14 protein-coding genes are annotated in these 15,341 nt (G+C 73.0%); 2 read left to right on the top strand and 12 right to left on the bottom strand.

The features are described from left to right. Nucleotides 1-29: 29 nt before the first annotated feature. From ADK60_RS39235 to ADK60_RS39220, 4 genes are all read right to left on the bottom strand, one after another. Complete coding sequence (locus ADK60_RS39235) at nt 30-659, bottom strand: NAD(P)-dependent oxidoreductase (protein ID WP_053651680.1); 630 nt, start codon at nt 657-659, stop codon at nt 30-32. A gap of 75 nt (nt 660-734) precedes the next feature. Then, nucleotides 735-2,369, bottom strand: a complete 1,635-nt coding sequence (locus tag ADK60_RS39230) for an outer membrane protein assembly factor BamB family protein (protein WP_234371474.1) — start codon at nt 2,367-2,369, stop codon at nt 735-737. Nucleotides 2,370-2,400: 31 nt separating this feature from the next. After that, the gene (locus ADK60_RS39225; RefSeq protein WP_286185329.1) at nt 2,401-3,291 is read right to left on the bottom strand and encodes an NAD(P)-dependent oxidoreductase; all 891 of its coding nucleotides are present in this window, start codon (nt 3,289-3,291) and stop codon (nt 2,401-2,403) included. 388 nt (nt 3,292-3,679) lie between these two features. Beyond that, a complete protein-coding gene (locus ADK60_RS39220; RefSeq protein ID WP_079009065.1) occupies nt 3,680-5,464 on the bottom strand; it encodes an MDR family MFS transporter in 1,785 nt (594 codons plus the stop codon). 136 nt (nt 5,465-5,600) lie between these two features. On the opposite strand from ADK60_RS39220, the gene ADK60_RS39215 reads away from it, so the two are divergent. Beyond that, nucleotides 5,601-6,503, top strand: coding sequence for an SDR family NAD(P)-dependent oxidoreductase (locus ADK60_RS39215; RefSeq protein ID WP_079009064.1), 903 nt, complete (start codon nt 5,601-5,603; stop codon nt 6,501-6,503). Between the two features lie 75 nt (nt 6,504-6,578). Continuing rightward, nucleotides 6,579-7,427: a GNAT family N-acetyltransferase gene (locus ADK60_RS39210; protein ID WP_063783411.1), complete on the top strand. Its 849-nt coding sequence runs from the start codon at nt 6,579-6,581 to the stop codon at nt 7,425-7,427. Nucleotides 7,428-7,611: 184 nt separating this feature from the next. Here the strand turns inward: ADK60_RS39210 and ADK60_RS39205 are convergent, their stop codons facing one another. The 8 genes from ADK60_RS39205 to ADK60_RS39170 all read right to left on the bottom strand — a co-directional run bounded on the left by ADK60_RS39205 (nt 7,612) and on the right by ADK60_RS39170 (nt 15,337). Further along, a complete protein-coding gene (locus ADK60_RS39205) occupies nt 7,612-8,661 on the bottom strand; it encodes an ArsR family transcriptional regulator (RefSeq protein ID WP_053651676.1) in 1,050 nt (349 codons plus the stop codon). Between the two features lie 146 nt (nt 8,662-8,807). Continuing rightward, the gene (locus ADK60_RS39200) at nt 8,808-9,986 is read right to left on the bottom strand and encodes an RCC1 domain-containing protein (RefSeq protein ID WP_030396585.1); all 1,179 of its coding nucleotides are present in this window, start codon (nt 9,984-9,986) and stop codon (nt 8,808-8,810) included. A 32-nt stretch (nt 9,987-10,018) separates the two neighbouring features. Beyond that, nucleotides 10,019-10,417, bottom strand: coding sequence for a nuclear transport factor 2 family protein (locus tag ADK60_RS39195; protein WP_030301365.1), 399 nt, complete (start codon nt 10,415-10,417; stop codon nt 10,019-10,021). A 143-nt stretch (nt 10,418-10,560) separates the two neighbouring features. Next, nucleotides 10,561-11,988 (bottom strand): FAD-dependent oxidoreductase, encoded by a 1,428-nt coding sequence (locus ADK60_RS39190; RefSeq protein ID WP_045942341.1) that lies wholly within the window; start codon nt 11,986-11,988, stop codon nt 10,561-10,563. Between the two features lie 4 nt (nt 11,989-11,992). Continuing rightward, entirely contained in the window at nt 11,993-12,358 is a 366-nt protein-coding gene (locus ADK60_RS39185) for an antibiotic biosynthesis monooxygenase family protein (protein WP_030396587.1), read from the bottom strand. A 35-nt stretch (nt 12,359-12,393) separates the two neighbouring features. Beyond that, nucleotides 12,394-13,629: a beta-ketoacyl synthase N-terminal-like domain-containing protein gene (locus ADK60_RS39180; protein ID WP_053651674.1), complete on the bottom strand. Its 1,236-nt coding sequence runs from the start codon at nt 13,627-13,629 to the stop codon at nt 12,394-12,396. Beyond that, the gene (locus ADK60_RS39175; protein WP_045942343.1) at nt 13,626-14,912 is read right to left on the bottom strand and encodes a beta-ketoacyl-[acyl-carrier-protein] synthase family protein; all 1,287 of its coding nucleotides are present in this window, start codon (nt 14,910-14,912) and stop codon (nt 13,626-13,628) included. The genes ADK60_RS39180 and ADK60_RS39175 overlap by 4 nt, the downstream gene beginning before the upstream one ends. Continuing rightward, nucleotides 14,909-15,337: a cupin domain-containing protein gene (locus ADK60_RS39170; RefSeq protein ID WP_045942344.1), complete on the bottom strand. Its 429-nt coding sequence runs from the start codon at nt 15,335-15,337 to the stop codon at nt 14,909-14,911. The genes ADK60_RS39175 and ADK60_RS39170 overlap by 4 nt, the downstream gene beginning before the upstream one ends. Nucleotides 15,338-15,341: the final 4 nt, after the last annotated feature.

The following is a 15,341-nucleotide window of genomic DNA, read 5'->3' as shown; positions in this document are numbered from 1 at the left end:
GCGGGCGGGCCGGCCCCCGCCGGGGGTCATCAGTTGGCCACCTCGACGCGTCGGCCGTAGGTGGCCGCGTCATCCAGATGGGTGACGATGTAGTCGGCGACGTTCGCCCGCGCGATGCGCGACGCCTTCGCGATGTGGCCGCCCACCACCGCCTGGTAGTTGGGGGTGGCCGGACCGTCGGTCAGCATCGGCACCCGGACGATGGTCCAGTCCAGCGGGCTGGCCTCGACCTCGTCCTCCATCCGGGCCAGGTCGAGGTGGATGTTCCGGTAGACCCGGTCCACCACGAACTCGGCGACGAAGCGCTGCATCGCCGGCAGGTGCTTGGTCTCCAGGCCGGCCGAGGACATGGTGACCAGCCGGCGCACCCCGCCCGCCCGGGCGGCGGCGATGACGTTGCGCGCGCCCTCGGAGAACACCGTGGTCGTGGTGCGGGTGGTCACCCCCAGCGCGATCACCACGGCCTCCTTGCCGGCCAGCGGGCCGGTCAGCGACTCCACGTCGAACACGTCCGCGCGGACCTTGGTCAGCCGCTCGTGCTCGATCGGCAGCTTGGCCGGGTCGCGCAGCAGCGCGGTGACGCTGTGCTTGTTCTCCAGGGCCTTCTCGACGAGCAGCCGTCCGGTCCGACCGGCCGCTCCCACCACGACGATGTCCATAATTTCCTCCTTGCCGGGGCCGGCGGCAACTGGTTGCCGCCGGCCGTGAGTTGACCTTCGCTACGCCGACGGGTCCTACGGTAGGGAAAAGGCGAGCAGAACGCCGCCCGCATTGCTCGGGTACTGCGGGTAGTACGCGGCCTGGACGTAGAGCATGCCGTCCGCGACCACCGCGCCGCCGCCACCGGAGAGCGCCGTGCCGTGCCCCGGCACGCCGTTGACCGTGGTGAAGTCGCGGACCACGTCGTACTGCCAGAGCACCGCGCCGGTGGTGGCCGAGAAGACGCGCATCTTGCCGTCGGCGCCGCCCTCGTAGACCAGGCCCCGGGTGGCCGTCACGGCGGGGGTGAAGGCCCGCTGGCACAGCTCGGGGTTGGCGGCCGCGCCGCCCCACTGGCAGCCGTCGGCCGGGCTCTCGGTCTGCCAGAGGATCGCCCCGGTCGCCGGGTCGAGCGCGTACAGGGTGCCCGGGTTGGCGAACCAGGTGGCGACGTAGAGCCGGGTGCCGTCGAAGCTGGTGCCCCACTGGATGCCCGAGCTGCCGCCCTTGGTGTTGGGGTCGGCGACCACCGCGCGGTCCCACACCTTGGCACCGGTCAGCGCGTCGTAGACGTGGTAGATGCCGTTCTTCTGGCCGATGCCGATCACCCGGCGGTTGCCGATGCTGAAGACGTTGGCGCTGGCGCCGAAGTCCCAGTCGTGGTCGGTGCCGTTGGCCTTGCTCGGGCAGTAGGCGTCGGCGCCGGGGATGCCGCAGGCGACGGTGAAGGTGTCCGGGAAGACCTCCTGGGACCGCCAGCGGACGTTGCCGTTGAGGGCGTCCAGGGCGAGCACCGAGTCGGTGTCGCCGGCCGCGCCGGTGTAGTTCTGGCCGGTGCCGACGTAGATGGTGCCGGTCTCCCGGTCGACCACCGGGGAGCTCCACACGGCGACGCCGGAGGGCTCGTAGCGGGCCGCGCCATTGGGCCAGGTGCCGACCTGCTGCGGCTGGGGAGTGGTCCAGTGCCGCCAACTCAGCTGTCCGGTGTACGCGTTGACGGCGACCACCGAGCCGCGGAAGGTGCAGCACGGGTAGGTCAGGTCGAAGGTGGCACCGGACTCCTTGCTGGACACACCCACGTAGACCTGGCCGTTGTAGACCAGCGGCGAGCTGGTGATCTGGGCCTGCGGGTGGGTGTCCAGCTTCAGCGACCAGCGCAGGGCGCCGGTGCGGCGGTCGAGCGCGTACAGGTAGCCGCGGTTGTCACCGAAGTAGACGGTGTTGCCCTCGACGGCCGGGCTGCTGCGGACCGGGTCCGGGTTGGTGGCCGAGTGGGTGCCGGCCACCGGGGCGACGTCGAAGGTCCAGCGCGCCGCGCCGGTCCTGGCGTCCAGCGCGTGGAAGGTGCCCTCGGCACCGCCGACGTAGAGGGTGCCGTCCACCACGGCGGGCTGGCTGCCGAGGTAGACGCCCTGGACCTTCTCGTGGCCGAAGGCCCACTTGAGGCCGAGGCCGCCGACGGTGGCCGGGGTGATCCGGCTCTCCTGGCCGTTGAACCGGCTGCCGGACTGGTCGAACTGCCAGCTGCTCCAGTTCGCCGGGGGGCGGGGGCGGGACTCGGTGTCCTCGGCGCCCGCGCCGTTGGTGGCGGCGAGCAGGACGAGGGCGGTCAACAGGGCCACCAGGGCGGTGCCGAAACCGGCCGCCCGGGGCCGTCTTGGCTGGGACACGTGGATCAACTCCTCGGTGAGAACGAGTGGTTCACGTACGGTCCGGGGTGCCGGGAAGCCCGGCGGTGACCTCCGCGTGGGAGAGCACGGCGGCACAGTCCAGCTCGCCGAGGCCCGCCTCGGCGGCGGCGACGAGGGTCTCGTGGGTGGCGTCGCAGACCGGGGTGGCGACACCGAGGCGACCGGCCTCGGCGGTGGCCAGCCGGAGGTCCTTGCGCATCAGGTCGAGCCGGAACTGCGGCTCGCCGTAGGCCCGGCGGCGCATCACGCCGGCCTTGTACTTCATCACGGGCGAGCTGAAGCCGCTCTCGCTGATCATCGAGAGGGCCAGCTCGCGGTCGATGCCGGCCCGCTGGGCCAGCGTCACCGACTCGGCGAGCACCTGCATCTCGACGCCCATCAGCACATTGAGCATCACCTTGGCGGTGGCGCCGAGACCGCTCGGGCCGAGGTGGCGGATCTCCTTGGCGAGCGGCTCCAGTACGGCGCTCAGCCGCTCGAAGGTCTCGGCGGACCCGCCGACCATGAAGCGCAGTTCACCGTCCTTGGCGTGCTGGCCGTTGCCGATGATGCAGGCGTCCACGGCGCTGCGGCCGCGGCCGGCGACGCGCTCGGCCACCGACCGGGCGAAGTCCGGGGAGACGGTGCTGGTGTCCATCACGATGCCGTGGGCGGGCAGCGTCTCCAGCACCCCGCCGGCGCCGAACAGCTGCTCCTCGACGGCGGCCTCGGAGGCCAGGCTGAGCAGCACCACGTCCACCTGCGAGGCCAGTTCGGCCGGGGTGGCGGCGACCACGGCGCCGCGGGCGGCGAACGGGGCGGCGCGCTCGGGGGTGCGGTTGTGGACCACGATCCGGTGGCCCTGGTCGAGCAGGCGGGAGGCCATGCCACCGCCCATGACGCCAAGACCTATGACACCGATCCTGGTCGCCGGGGGTATGCCGGGGGCGGCGGCGGGCGGGAGGTCCCGGGAGAGTGCACGCCGCCGGCTGGGTATGTCGGCCATGGAGTCGACCCGCTTCCTGGTGGGCTGGTCGCGCCGGTACTCCCGGCGCTCGGAGTGCGGCGGGGAAGGCCGTGCCAGACACCCCGCCCCACCGCGGCCGGGGTGCCGACTGCCCGTCCAGCCTAGCGGGTGAACACTCACTCCGCGACGGCTTTCGGCGTCCGTTTCGAGCCGTATCCAGTGCTGACGTGCGATCAGTTCCGGCCCCGGACAAGCCTCCTCCCCCACCGCCGGGGGTAACGGTAGGGGAGGAGGGGCTATCGGGGCGGACACCGGTCGGTCGACCGGGGCGGAGCGGCGGCCGTCAGCCGGCCGCGGTCTCCGGCCGCCCGCCCGCGGGGCCGGCGTGCCCGGGCTGACCGCCCTGGCCGCCCTGACCCTGGCCCTGACCTGCCGGGGCACCCTGGCCCTGGCCCTGCCACTGGCCGCCGCCGGGCGCACCCTGGCCCTGGCCGCCGCCCTGGCCGCCCTGACCCTGCCACTGGCCGCCACCGGGGCCGCCCTGGCCCTGGTGCTGGCCGCCGGGACCGCCCGGGCCACCCTGGCCGCCGGGGCCCTTGCCGCCGGGCGCGCCCATCGGCGCCCGCATCGGACGCTCCTGGAGGAAGACCACGACCAGGGCGCCGAGCAGCGCGATGACCATGCCGATCAGGTAGACCGTGTGCAGCGACTCGGCCAGCGCCGAGGCCACACCGTCGCGCACCTCGGGCGCCTGCGCCCGGACCTTGGCCGGCGAGGTCAGCAGACCGTCCGTGCCGAGCCGCGCCAGCGCCTCGGCCGGCACCTTCTTCGGCAGCTGGTCGCGCAGTTGGGCGTTGAGGATGGCACCGAAGACGGTCACACCCATGGCACCACCGAGCGAGCGGAAGAAGTTCGCCGCGGCGGTCGCCACACCCAGCTGGCGCATCTCGACGGAGTTCTGCACCGCCGCGATGAGCACCTGGGTGACCAGACCGAAGCCGATACCGAACACCGCCAGGAAGCCGCCTGCGGCCACCTGGGAGGAGTCGGCCTTGAGGGTCGACATCAGGTACAGGCCGACCGCCATGATCAGCAGGCCCGCGATCGGGAACAGCTTGTACTTGCCGGTCGCCGCGACGACCTTGCCCGAGACGGTCAGGCTGACCACGGTCGCGATCATCAGCGGGACGAGCAGCAGCCCGGACTCGGTGGCGGTGTCCCCGTTGGCGACCTGGAGGAAGAGCGGGGTGTAGACGGTCGCCACGAAGAGCGAGATCGAGGCGAGGAAGAGGCCGACGGTGGCCACCAGGATGACCGGGTCCTTGAACAGCTCCAGCGGGACGACCGGCTCGCTGGCCCGCTTCTCCTGCAGGACGAAGCCGGCCAGCAGCACCGCGGCGAGCACCAGCAGGCCGATGATCTGGACCGAGCCCCAGGAGTACTGGTCACCGGCCCAGACCGAGACCAGCAGGATCGCGACGATGGCGGAGCTGAGCAGCGCCGAGCCGAGGTAGTCGAGCTTCTTCTTCTGCTTGTTGACCGGCAGCTTCAGCACCGAGCTGACGACCACCAGCGCGACCGCGCCGATCGGCAGGTTGATGTAGAAGATCCACGGCCACGACAGGTGGTCGACGAAGGCGCCGCCGATCAGCGGGCCGACCACACCGGCGATCACGAAGCAGGACTGCGCATAGCCCTGCCACTTGCCGCGCTCGCGGGGCGGGACGAGCTCGGCGATCAGGGCCATGGCCAGCGCCATCAGACCGCCGGCGCCCAGACCCTGGAGAGTACGGAAGCCGATCAGCTGGCCGATGTTGGCGGAGAGGCCGGACAGCGCCGAGCCGAGCAGGAAGATCGTGATAGCCGACTGGAACATCAGCTTGCGGCCGTAGAGGTCGCCCAGCTTGCCCCAGAGCGGCGTGGCCGCGGTGGCGGCCAGCATGTAGGCGGTGATGACCCAGGCCAGGTGGGTCACGCCGCCGAGGTCACCGGCGATGGTCGGCAGGGCCGTCGCCACGATCGTCTGGTCCAGGGCTGCCAGGAACATGGCAAGCACCAGGGCAGCAAAGATCGTCAAGAAGGTTTTACGTGGCACTTCCGGGGCGGGTGCAGCGTACGGGGCGCTCATTGGGTACTCCTTGAGAGGCGTCCGCCGACTCGGAGACCTTGCTCCGAGCTTGAATTCGTATAGACTATACAATCAAAATTAGCCGTCAAGAGCCAACGTCAAGGGCGGCCGCGGCCGCCCGGAAGGGCAGCTAACGATGAGCCAACTCCAGGGGAAGATCGCGCTCGTGACCGGTTCTACCTCGGGCATGGGGGCAGCCGCCGCACTGGCGCTCGCCGCCGCCGGGGCGCACGTCGTGGTCTCCGGCCGCCGGGCCGAGCTGGGCAACGCCGTGGTGGAGCGGATCCGGGAGAAGGGCGGGCAGGCGGACTTCGTCGCCGCCGACGTCACCGTCGAGGATGACGTCGCCCGCCTGGTGAGTACCACGGTCGAGCGACACGGTCGCCTCGACATCGCCTTCAACAACGCCGGCGGCGGCGGGGCGTTCGGCCCGCTGGACCGGGTCCCGGCGGACGCCTTCGCCGCGGTGATCGCGGTCAACCTCGTCGGCACCTACCACTCGCTGAAGCACGAGATCGCCGCCATGCGGGCGAGCGGCGGCGGCAGCATCATCAACAACGCCTCCACCGCCGGCGTCCAGGGCACCGCCTTCGGCCTGGGCGCGTACACCGCGGCCAAGCACGGTGTGGTCGGCCTGACCCGGGCCACCGCGCTGGAGGCCGGCCCGGCGGGCATCCGGGTCAACGCGCTGATCACCGGCCCGGTCGACACGGAGGACTTCCGCCAGCGGGTCGGCGGGCAGCCGGGCGCGCTGGAGCGGGCCGGCGCAGCCACCGCCCTGGGGCGGATCGCGACCGAGGAGGAGGTCGCCAACGCGGTGGTCTTCCTCGGCAGCGACGCGGCGAGCTTCGTCACCGGCTCGCTGTTCGGGCTGGACGGCGGCATGACGGCCGGCGTCACGGCCGGGACGATGGGGCGGCCCGGCGGCGGCCAGGGCGGTCCCGGTGCGCAGGGCGGCCAGGGCCGTCCGGGTGCGCAGGGCGGCCAGGGTGCTCCGGGCCAGGGCGGGCCGGGCGCCGGGCGGCCCGGCGCGAACTGACCGGAACCGGACGCACCGGGGCCCGTTCCCACTCGTCCCATTGCCAGCAATCCACCCTCCGGCTATTTTTTCGATATGTTCGTAAAAACCACGAGGAACACCGAAGAGTTCATCTCGGAAACCGGTGAGTGGATTGCCGGCAACCCCGTCGAGAATTCCATCCTGCTGACCATGCTGGCCGGCGCGAAATTCCGCCCGCCGACCGCCCCGCCGATAGCCTGGAGCCGGGTCGAGGACCCGGCTTCGGACACGGCGCCGGTGGTCGGCGTCGCGGCGTTCACGGCGCCGCACCTGGTCGTGCTGAGCGGGATGCCGACGGCCGCCGCGGCCGCGCTCGGCGCCGAACTGGGCGCCGGGCCCGACCTCCTGCCCGGCGTGATCGGGCCGGACGCGGCGGCCGCCGCCTTCGCCGCGGCCTGGTCCGAGGCCACCGGCCGGCCGACCAGGGCCGACCGCCGCGAGCGGATACTGTGCCTGGACGGGGCGGTCACCGCCGACGGCCGTCCGGCCCCGGACGGGCAGTCCAGGGCCGCCCGCGAGGAGGAGGCGGAGCTGTTCACCGAATGGTGCCTGGAGGCCGCGCACGGCGCCGGGCTCAGCCGGGAGATGGCTTCGCGCTCCGTCCGGGGCCAGATCGCCGGCGGCCTGCTGCGGGCCTGGGAGCTCGACGGCGAACCCGTCGCGATCCTCGGCCGGACCGCCGCCGTCGCGGGCGTGGTGCGCTACGGCCCGATCTACTCGCGGCCCGACGCCCGGCGCGGCGGGTACGCCCGGGCGCTGCTCGCCGAGTCCTCGACCGAGGTGCGCGCCGAGGGGCTGGTCGGCATGGCGGTCACCGCCGAGGGCAACGACAGTGTGCAGGCACTGTTCGGCTCGCTCGGCTACCGCTCCCGCGGCGGCCTTTCGGAATTCCGCTTCGACTGAGTCGCGCGATCCCTCCGGGAAACACCCGGAGGGAATACCGCGGGCCCGGATCCGAAATCGGATCCGGGCCCTCTCGCAATACCGCCTCGCAATACCGCCTCGCAGTACCGCCTCGCAGTACCGTCCGGAAATTCTCCGGGAACTGCCCGGAGGATTTCTCCCCCGGGCGGCTCCGGGCGTCCGGTCAGTCCAGCGGGTCGGGGTCCGGCACGGCCTCCAGCAGCGAGAACGCCGTCCCGGTCGACACCACCCGGTTGAGCCGGTAGCCGCCGCGCCGGAAGACCTCGGCGAACTGCTCCTCGGTGCGGACCTCGCCGCTCATGGTGACCAGCATGACCAGGTCGAAGTTCTTCACGAACTTCGGCACGCCCTCGCGGTGCACCAGCTCCGCCGCGACGAAGCGGGCGCCCGGCGAGGCCTCCCGGCACTTGCGCAGCAGGCGGACCAGCGCGTCGTCCGGCCAGGAGTGCCAGACCTGCTTGGTGACGTAGGCGCCGATCCCGGCCGGGACCCCGGCGAAGAAGTCGACCGGCTCGAAGTCCAGCCGGCCCTGCTCGGCCAGCTTGGCGACGTCGGGCTGGGTCCTGGCCTGCTCGATGACGCTCGGCAGGTCGGCCAGCACGCCGCGGGCGAGGGCGTCGTACTTGTGCAGGATCGCGGCCAGGTAGGTGCCCTGCCCACCACCGAGGTCGCAGACCGCGCCGGCCTCGGCGAACTCGGGGTACGCGGACACCAGGGCGTCGGCGAGCGCGTCGGTGAAGTCGGTCATCGCCTGGTTGAAGGTCGCGGCGGCGGACGGGTTCTTCTGCAGCCAGGGCCAGAGCGCGGTGCCGTGCACCTTCTCGAAACCGGGCTTCCCGGTGGCCAGGCTGTGGTCCAGCGCGCCCCAGGAGGCCCAGAGCCACTCGGCGCCGACCATCCGGGCCATCGCGTCCATCGAACCGGGCACGCCCGGGCGGAGCAGCTCGGAGAGCCCGGTGTTGGCGAAGACGCCGGGCTCGACCTCCTCGAACACACCGTCCTCGGTGAGCAGCGAGAGGACCTTGGCCAGCGCGCTCGCGGTCGCTCCGGCGCGCTCGGCGAGCTCGGCCACCGGCAGCGGGCCCTCGGCCAGCAGCTCGGCGAGCTTGAACTCGGCGGCCAGCGCCAGGCAGCGCGGGGTGGACGGGAACATCAATTCGGAGAGGAACACCGCGCCGGCCGAAGCAGGGGCGGTCTGGGGAACGGCGGTCATGGGGTGAGGCCTCCCTGCGGGGACCGGGGCGGGGGCGGACGGCGCCCCCGGCCCGAGGTCAGCGGTCATGGGTGGACGGGCCGGACGGCCCCGCGCCGGGCGGCCCGGACGGGCCGGGCCGCCCGGCGGTTGCGCACGGCCTGGGCTCAGCCCAGCAGGGCGAAGGCGAAGCCACCGCCGGGGTTGGCCATGAACTTGTTGGTCGGCGGGATCTCACCGCCGGCCGCGACACCCACGGCCGGGCCGGTCAGCGCGATCCGGGTCGGGGTGGGGACGATCTGGACCTGGCCGGCGGCCAGCTGGCCCCAGTTGTTCCAGCCCCAGCCCTGCACCGAGCCGTCGGCCAGCAGCGCCAGCGCGTGCCCGCCGTTGCCGGGGGCCGCGTCGGTGCCGCCGCCGCTGGCGGAGACGGCCTTGACGCCGGTCAGACCCGGCACCGGGGCCGGCACCGCGCGGTCGGCGGTGGTGCCGTCGCCGAGCTGGCCGCCGTCGTTGAGGCCCCAGGCCCAGACGGTGCCGTCGGCCAGCAGCGCCACCGTGTGGTGGTAGGCGCCGACCAGCTGGGTGACCGAGCGCAGGCCCGCGACCTTCTGCGGGGCGGCGCGGTCCTCGGTGGTGCCGTCGCCGAGCTGGCCGCGGTCGTTGAAGCCCCAGACCGAGGCGGTGCCGTCGGCGTGCACGACCATGCTGTGGCCGCCGCCGGCGCTCAGCTTGACGGCCGGCTCCAGGTTCTCGATCACGGCCGGGCGCGGCCGGCAGTCGAAGGAGGCGGTCATGTAGGAGCGGACGATCCGGCCCTCGCGGGTCGAACCGGGGCCGTCGCCCAGCTGGCCGCGGTCGTCGCGGCCCCAGGACCAGACGGTGCCGTCGGCCTTGAGCGCGAGGTTGTGCGCACCGCCGACCGCCAGCTCGACGACGTCCTCCAGGCCGTCGACCCGGACCGGGACCGGCTGCACGCCGAAGTTGGCCTCGCCGAGGGCGCAGAAGAAGCCGGCGCCCCAGGCCCAGACGGTGCCGTCCTCCAGCAGGGCGGCGGTGTGGCCGCCGCCGGCGCCGACCGAGCGGACCCGGCCGGGCAGTCCGACGGTGCGGACCGGGGTGGCCTGGTTCTCGGTGGAGCCGTCGCCGAGCTGGCCGAAGGCGTTGCGGCCGAAGCCCCAGAGCTCGCCGTCGCCGGTCAGGGCCAGCGCGTGGCCGCTGCCGGCCGCCACCTTGACCACGTTCTCCAGGCCCTTGATGTCCTGCGCGGTGGTCCGGTTGACCGTCCCGCCGTCGCCGAGCTGGCCGTTGGTGTTGTCACCCCAGCTGCTGATGATGCCTGCCATGATGATGCGACCTCTCAATAGTCGGGGGGCGGTCAGGCCCAGAACTGGTCGACGGCGTACTGGTCCTCGGGGTAGGTCCAGAACTCGGCGATCAGGCCGTCCTGGATCCGCGCGACGTTGACGAAGGGCATCTCCAGGCTCTTGCCCTCACGCTCGTAGCGGGTGAAGACGGTGGCGAAGGCGAACGAGTCGCTCGCGCCGATCTCGTGGATCTCCATCGTGATCCGGCCCTGGCAGATCTCGAACATCCGGCCGGCGAAGGCCAGTGCGGACTCGATGCCCTCGTGCGCGCCGGACAGCTCGCTGGTGCCCGGGTAGTAGTGCACGCAGTCCTTGGTCCAGTAGCTGGCCGCCTTCTGCACGTCGCCCACGGTGAACGCGGCGTAGACCGCTTCCATGAGCTTGGCGTTGGGGTGGTCGACGACCTTCATGACTCTCCTCCTGTAGCTGTGCGACGGTGCGATGCGGGGCCGTGCGGTACAGCGGGGCCGTGCAACAGAGCGGGGCCGTGCGGTACAGCGGCGTCGCTCGACGAGGCGGAACCGGCGTCGCTCGACGCGATGGTGACGATGCGTCAGTTGGCGGCGCGGCGGACGATGTCGACCAGGGTCGCCCGGTCCGGGGCGGGGAACGGCGGGGGCCCGCCCGCGACCGCCTGCTTGACCCGCAGCCGGATCTCCTCGTCCTCGTACAGGCCGGCCGGGTTGTCGAGCGACATCATGGTGCGGACCAGCCGGCGCCAGACCACCTCGTCGGTGCCGGCCGCCTCGGCGACCGTGCCGAAGGTGAGCACGTCCGGCGGCAGCGGCGGCAGCTGCTGGCCGGCCACGGTGGCCCGCCAGAGCCGGGCCCGGCCCGCGTCGTTGCGGACGGCGTCCTCGAACCACGGACGGAAGGTCCGCCCGGCCAGGCCGGCCGCCAGTGCGGCCTGCTCGGCGTCCGGCTCCGGGTGCTCGCGCACCAGGTCGGCCAGGCCGAGCACATGGGCGATGGCCAGCGAGACGCCGCGGCCGAACGCCGGGTTGGTGGTGCAGACGGCGTCGGCGACCGGAAGGAAGCCGGGCACCGGCTGGGCGTCCTGCCCGTACAGCTTCAGCGAGTTGTCCAGGCCCGCCATCGCGTGCACCGGCGAGATCGGGTCGGAGGCCTCCGGCGACACCCAGGGGGCGAGCAGCGGGGTGGCCCGGACCACGGCGGTGAAGACGTCCTCGGCGCGCATCTGCTTCAGCTCGGTGTCGTCCGGCAGGATGCCGAACGAGATGGCGAAGGTGTTGTTGTCGCCGAGGAACATCACGCCGGTGTAGTGGTCCCAGAGCCCGCCGGCGCCGAAGCCCCGGTTGAGCGGGCCGACCGGGCGCGGGCCGTGCGCGCGGTAGTAGCGGGTGTAGTAGGTGATGTCGGCGCTCTGCGCGACGAGTTCCGGCTCGGCCAGGCCGTGCTCGCGCAGCCACTCGTGGCCCTGCGAGCGGCGGCCGCTGGCGTCGATCACCAGATCGGCGGCGATGGTGCGGCCGTCCTTGGTGACCACACCGGTCACCCGGGCCGGGCCGCGGTCGGCGACGGTCAGACCGCGCACCGTCTCGCCCCGGCGCAGCGAGATGCCCGGCTTGCGCAGCGCCTCCTGGCGGAGGACCAGCTCGAAGGTGGTCCGCCGGCTGCCGAGCATCCGCAGCTCGGCGTCGGCCGGGTGCGGCGTCTTGTCGGCCAGGGTCGGCGGCATCGCCTTGCCGAGCTCGATCTCCCGCACGCCGGCCGCGACCAGCGCCTGGTAGACGGAGGGCAGCCGCTCGCGCAGCAGGTTGGTGCCGAGCGAGCCGAAGGCGTGCGAGTGGTGGAGCTGCGGCACGGTCGGCCGCTGCCAGTCGCCGTGCGCCTCGTCGACGGTGTCGGGGGCCTCGTTGGCGTCCCGCTCCAGCACGGTGACGTCGTGCCCCAGGTCGGCGAACGCCAGCGCGGCCACCAGGCCGGCGACGCTGCCGCCGATGATCAGAGTCCGTGTCATGACCTCACCCCGCGGTGGTAGGAGTGGAAAGGCCCGCCTTCGGGGTGTCCCGCGAGGTCTCGGCCTTGATGTGGAAGCGGATGGACTTCGCGTCGCTGAAGCACTCGCGCATCGGGCGCACCAGGTCCCGGTGCTCCTCGGTCCGCTCCCAGGCGACGAAGTCGTCCAGCGAGCGCCACTCGCTGGTGATCAGCCACTGCTCCGGGTCGGTGGAGGACTGGCAGACCTGGTCGCGCACGTGTCCGGGGACGCCCTCGGCGACCAGGTGGCGGATCTGCTCGTACGCCTTGAGGAAGTCCTCCCGGCGCTCCTCCTTGACGGTGATCAGGAAGAGCACGCGGCCCTGTGCCGCGCCCTCGTCGACCGGCATGACGGTCTCCTTCCGGGTCGTGGTGCTCGTGGGTGTCAGGAGTGCGCGCGCAGCAGGACGGCGCTGTTGAAGCCGTCGAAACCGCGGGCGCCGATCAGCGCGGTGCGCACCTCGGTGGACTGCTCCTCGCGGACGAAGGCCAGGTCGCAGCCGTCCGCCGGACGGGCCGGGCCCGCCGAGGGCGGGATCAGGCCGTTGTCCATGGCGAGCACCGCGGTGGCCGCGTCCAGTGCGCTGCCGCCCTGGTAGAGGCGGCCGGTGAGCGGCTTCTGGGTGGTGACGGCGGCCGGGCCGGCGTCGCCGAAGACCGCGCGCAGCGCCTCGGCCTCGGTGCGGTCGTAGGCGGGCAGGCCCACCGCGTCCGGGAAGGTCACGTCGACGTCCCCCGGGGTCAGGCCGGCCCGTTCGACGGCGGTGCCGAGCGCCCTGGCGTACTGGCGGACCGAGCCGGAGGCCGTCCGGCTGGCGGCCACGGCGTCCTGGGTGGCGGACCAGCCGGCGATCTCGGCCCGGATCCGGGCACCGCGGGCGAGCGCGTGGTCGAGGTCCTCGACCACGAACACCACCCCGCCCTCGCCCGGCACGTAGCCGGCCGCCCGCTCGTCGAAGGGCAGGTAGGCCTCGGCCGGGTCGGAGCCGGTGTAGAGCCGGCCGCTGCGCTGCTGGCAGGCGAGCGCGTACGGGCCGAGCGGTGCCTCGGTGCCGCCGGCGAGCACCACGTCGGCGCCCCGGCGGACCAGCCGGGCGGCGTGGGCCAGCGAGTCCAGGCCGCCGGCGCCCTCCGAGACGAGGACGCTGGACGGGCCCTTGGCCTGGTGCTTGATGGCCAGCTGCCCGACCGTCGCGGCGTAGAACCAGGCGATCGACTGGTAGGCGCCGACGGTCCGCGAGGTGTCCGGCTGCCAGAGCCGCTGGAGCTCGCGCTGGCCGAACTGGTTGCCGCCGGAGGAGCTGGCGAGCGCCACCGACAGCTTGTACGGCTCGACCGTGGACGGGTCCAGCTCGGCCTCGCCGAAGGCCAGTTCGGCCGCCGCGTAGGCCAGGTGGGTCCACCGGTCGGTCTGCACCTGGAGCCGGCGCTCGACGTAACGGCTGACGTCGAAGTCCGGGACCTCGCCGGCCAGCGTGGTCTCGTACTGGCCGGCGTCGAAGAGCGTGATCGGAGCGATCCGGCTCTCCCCGCCGCAGACCGACTTCCAGTGCGCCTCGCTGCCGATGCCGCTCGGCGCGACCACGCCGATGCCGGTGATGACGGCACGTCGTGCGCTCATCGGCCCCTCCCCAGCTTGGCGAAGAGCATCGCGGACTGGAAGCCGCCGAAGCCGCTGCCGACCGAGAGCGCCGCGCCGACCCGCACCTCGCGGGCGGTGTTGGGCGTGTAGTCGAGGTCGCACTCGGGGTCGCGGTTCTGCCAGTTGGCGGTCGGCGGGACGACCCCGCGGTCGACCGCCAGCGCGCAGGCGGCCATCTCGATCGCGCCGATCGCGCCCAGCGAGTGGCCGACCATCGACTTGATCGAGCTGATCGGGACCCCGTAGGCGGCGTGGCCGAGCGAGCGCTTGAAGGCGCCGGTCTCGTGCCGGTCGTTCTGCCGGGTGCCGGAGCCGTGGGCGCTGATGTAGCCGATGTCCTCGGGGTTGAGCCGGGACTGGCGCAGCGTCTCGGTGATCGCCTCGGACATCTCCAGGCCGTCCGGGCGCAGACCGGTCATGTGGAAGGCGTTGCCGCGGTTGGCGTAGCCGACCACCTCGCAGTAGATCCGGGCGCCGCGCCGGCGGGCGTGCTCCAGCTCCTCCAGGACGAGCACCGCGCAGCCCTCGCCCAGCACGAAGCCGTGCCGGTCCCGGTCGAACGGCCGGGAGGCGTGCGCCGGGTCGTCGTTGTCCGGGGTGGTGGCCTTGATGGCGTCGAAGGAGGCGACGGTGACCGGGGAGATCGGGGAGTCCGAGGCGCCGGTGATCATCACCTCGGCCTCGCCGTCCATCAGCAGCTGGTAGGCGTGGCCGATGGCGTCGATGCCGGAGGTGCAGCCGGTGGAGACGACCACCGCCGGGCCGTGCGCCCCGTGCCGGACGGCCACGTCGGCGGCCAGGCTGCTCGGGATCAGGCCCTGGTAGAGGAACGGGCTGGTGACGTCGGGGTCGACCAGCCAGTTGCGGCCGGAGTCACTGGCGACGACGAACTCGTCCTCCAGGACGATGGTGCCGCCGACCGCCGAGCCGAGCACCACACCGGTGGCTTCCCGGGTGCGCTCGTCGAGCTCCAGTCCGGCGTCCAGCACCGCCTCCTGGGAGGCGGCCAGCGCGAACTGCACATAGCGGTCGGCGCGGCGCAGCTCGAGCGGGGTGAGGCCGGCCGCGACCGGGTCGAAGTCGGCCTCGGCGGCGATCTGCGAGCGGAACGCCGAGGGGTCGAAGGCGGAGATCCGACGGGTCGCGGTGCGGCCCGAGGTGATCAGTTCCCAGAAGGTCTCGCGGGTGGTGCCCCCGGGGGCCACCACGCCGATCCCGGTGACCACGACGCGGCGGTCACCCGTGGACGGGGAAGCGGTCATCGCTCCCCCAGCACTATGTGGCCCTCGGCCTTGGTGCCCGGGCCGTCCTCGGTGTCGACGTGGCCGAGCTCGGGGGACGGCGCCAGCGGGCCGAGGTGGAAGACCGCGAAGGCCTCCTCGGAGCCGGTGTTGCGCAGCCGGTGGCGGATGTCCTTGGGGATCAGCACGCCCTGGCCGGCGAACAGCTCGAAGGGCTTGTCGTCCAGGTCGAGGGTCAGCTCGCCGCGGACGAGCAGCAGGAACTCCTCGCTGTACGGGTGGTAGTGCTCGGTGATCCGCTCCCCCGGCTGGAGCCGGGCGGTCCCCATGAAGCCGGAGGTCGCGCCGCAGGTGGCGGGCGAGAGCACCGCGCGGGTCTCGCCGCCGCGCTTGCGGTTGGCGGGGACGTCGTCGGCGGAAATGATGCGGATGTTCCTGGCAGCCACGGCG

This window comes from Streptomyces sp. XY431 (assembly GCF_001279805.1).
Lineage (GTDB): Bacteria > Actinomycetota > Actinomycetes > Streptomycetales > Streptomycetaceae > Kitasatospora > Kitasatospora purpeofusca.
The sequence above is the reverse complement of the archived record's forward strand: the minus strand, read 5'-3'. Positions and strand labels throughout refer to the sequence as shown.

What these genes read in the sequence shown, in the direction of transcription:
- ADK60_RS39235 (WP_053651680.1), bottom strand. Translation starts at nt 659, where the DNA reads ATGGACATCGTCGTGGTGGGAGCGGCCGGTCGGACCGGACGGCTGCTC.
- ADK60_RS39175 (WP_045942343.1), bottom strand. Translation starts at nt 14,912, where the DNA reads ATGACCGCTTCCCCGTCCACGGGTGACCGCCGCGTCGTGGTCACCGGG.
- ADK60_RS39180 (WP_053651674.1), bottom strand. Translation starts at nt 13,629, where the DNA reads ATGAGCGCACGACGTGCCGTCATCACCGGCATCGGCGTGGTCGCGCCG.
- ADK60_RS39200 (WP_030396585.1), bottom strand. Translation starts at nt 9,986, where the DNA reads ATGGCAGGCATCATCAGCAGCTGGGGTGACAACACCAACGGCCAGCTC.
- ADK60_RS39185 (WP_030396587.1), bottom strand. Translation starts at nt 12,358, where the DNA reads ATGCCGGTCGACGAGGGCGCGGCACAGGGCCGCGTGCTCTTCCTGATC.
- ADK60_RS39210 (WP_063783411.1), top strand. Translation starts at nt 6,579, where the DNA reads ATGTTCGTAAAAACCACGAGGAACACCGAAGAGTTCATCTCGGAAACC.
- ADK60_RS39190 (WP_045942341.1), bottom strand. Translation starts at nt 11,988, where the DNA reads ATGACACGGACTCTGATCATCGGCGGCAGCGTCGCCGGCCTGGTGGCC.
- ADK60_RS39205 (WP_053651676.1), bottom strand. Translation starts at nt 8,661, where the DNA reads ATGACCGCCGTTCCCCAGACCGCCCCTGCTTCGGCCGGCGCGGTGTTC.
- ADK60_RS39195 (WP_030301365.1), bottom strand. Translation starts at nt 10,417, where the DNA reads ATGAAGGTCGTCGACCACCCCAACGCCAAGCTCATGGAAGCGGTCTAC.
- ADK60_RS39215 (WP_079009064.1), top strand. Translation starts at nt 5,601, where the DNA reads ATGAGCCAACTCCAGGGGAAGATCGCGCTCGTGACCGGTTCTACCTCG.
- ADK60_RS39220 (WP_079009065.1), bottom strand. Translation starts at nt 5,464, where the DNA reads ATGAGCGCCCCGTACGCTGCACCCGCCCCGGAAGTGCCACGTAAAACC.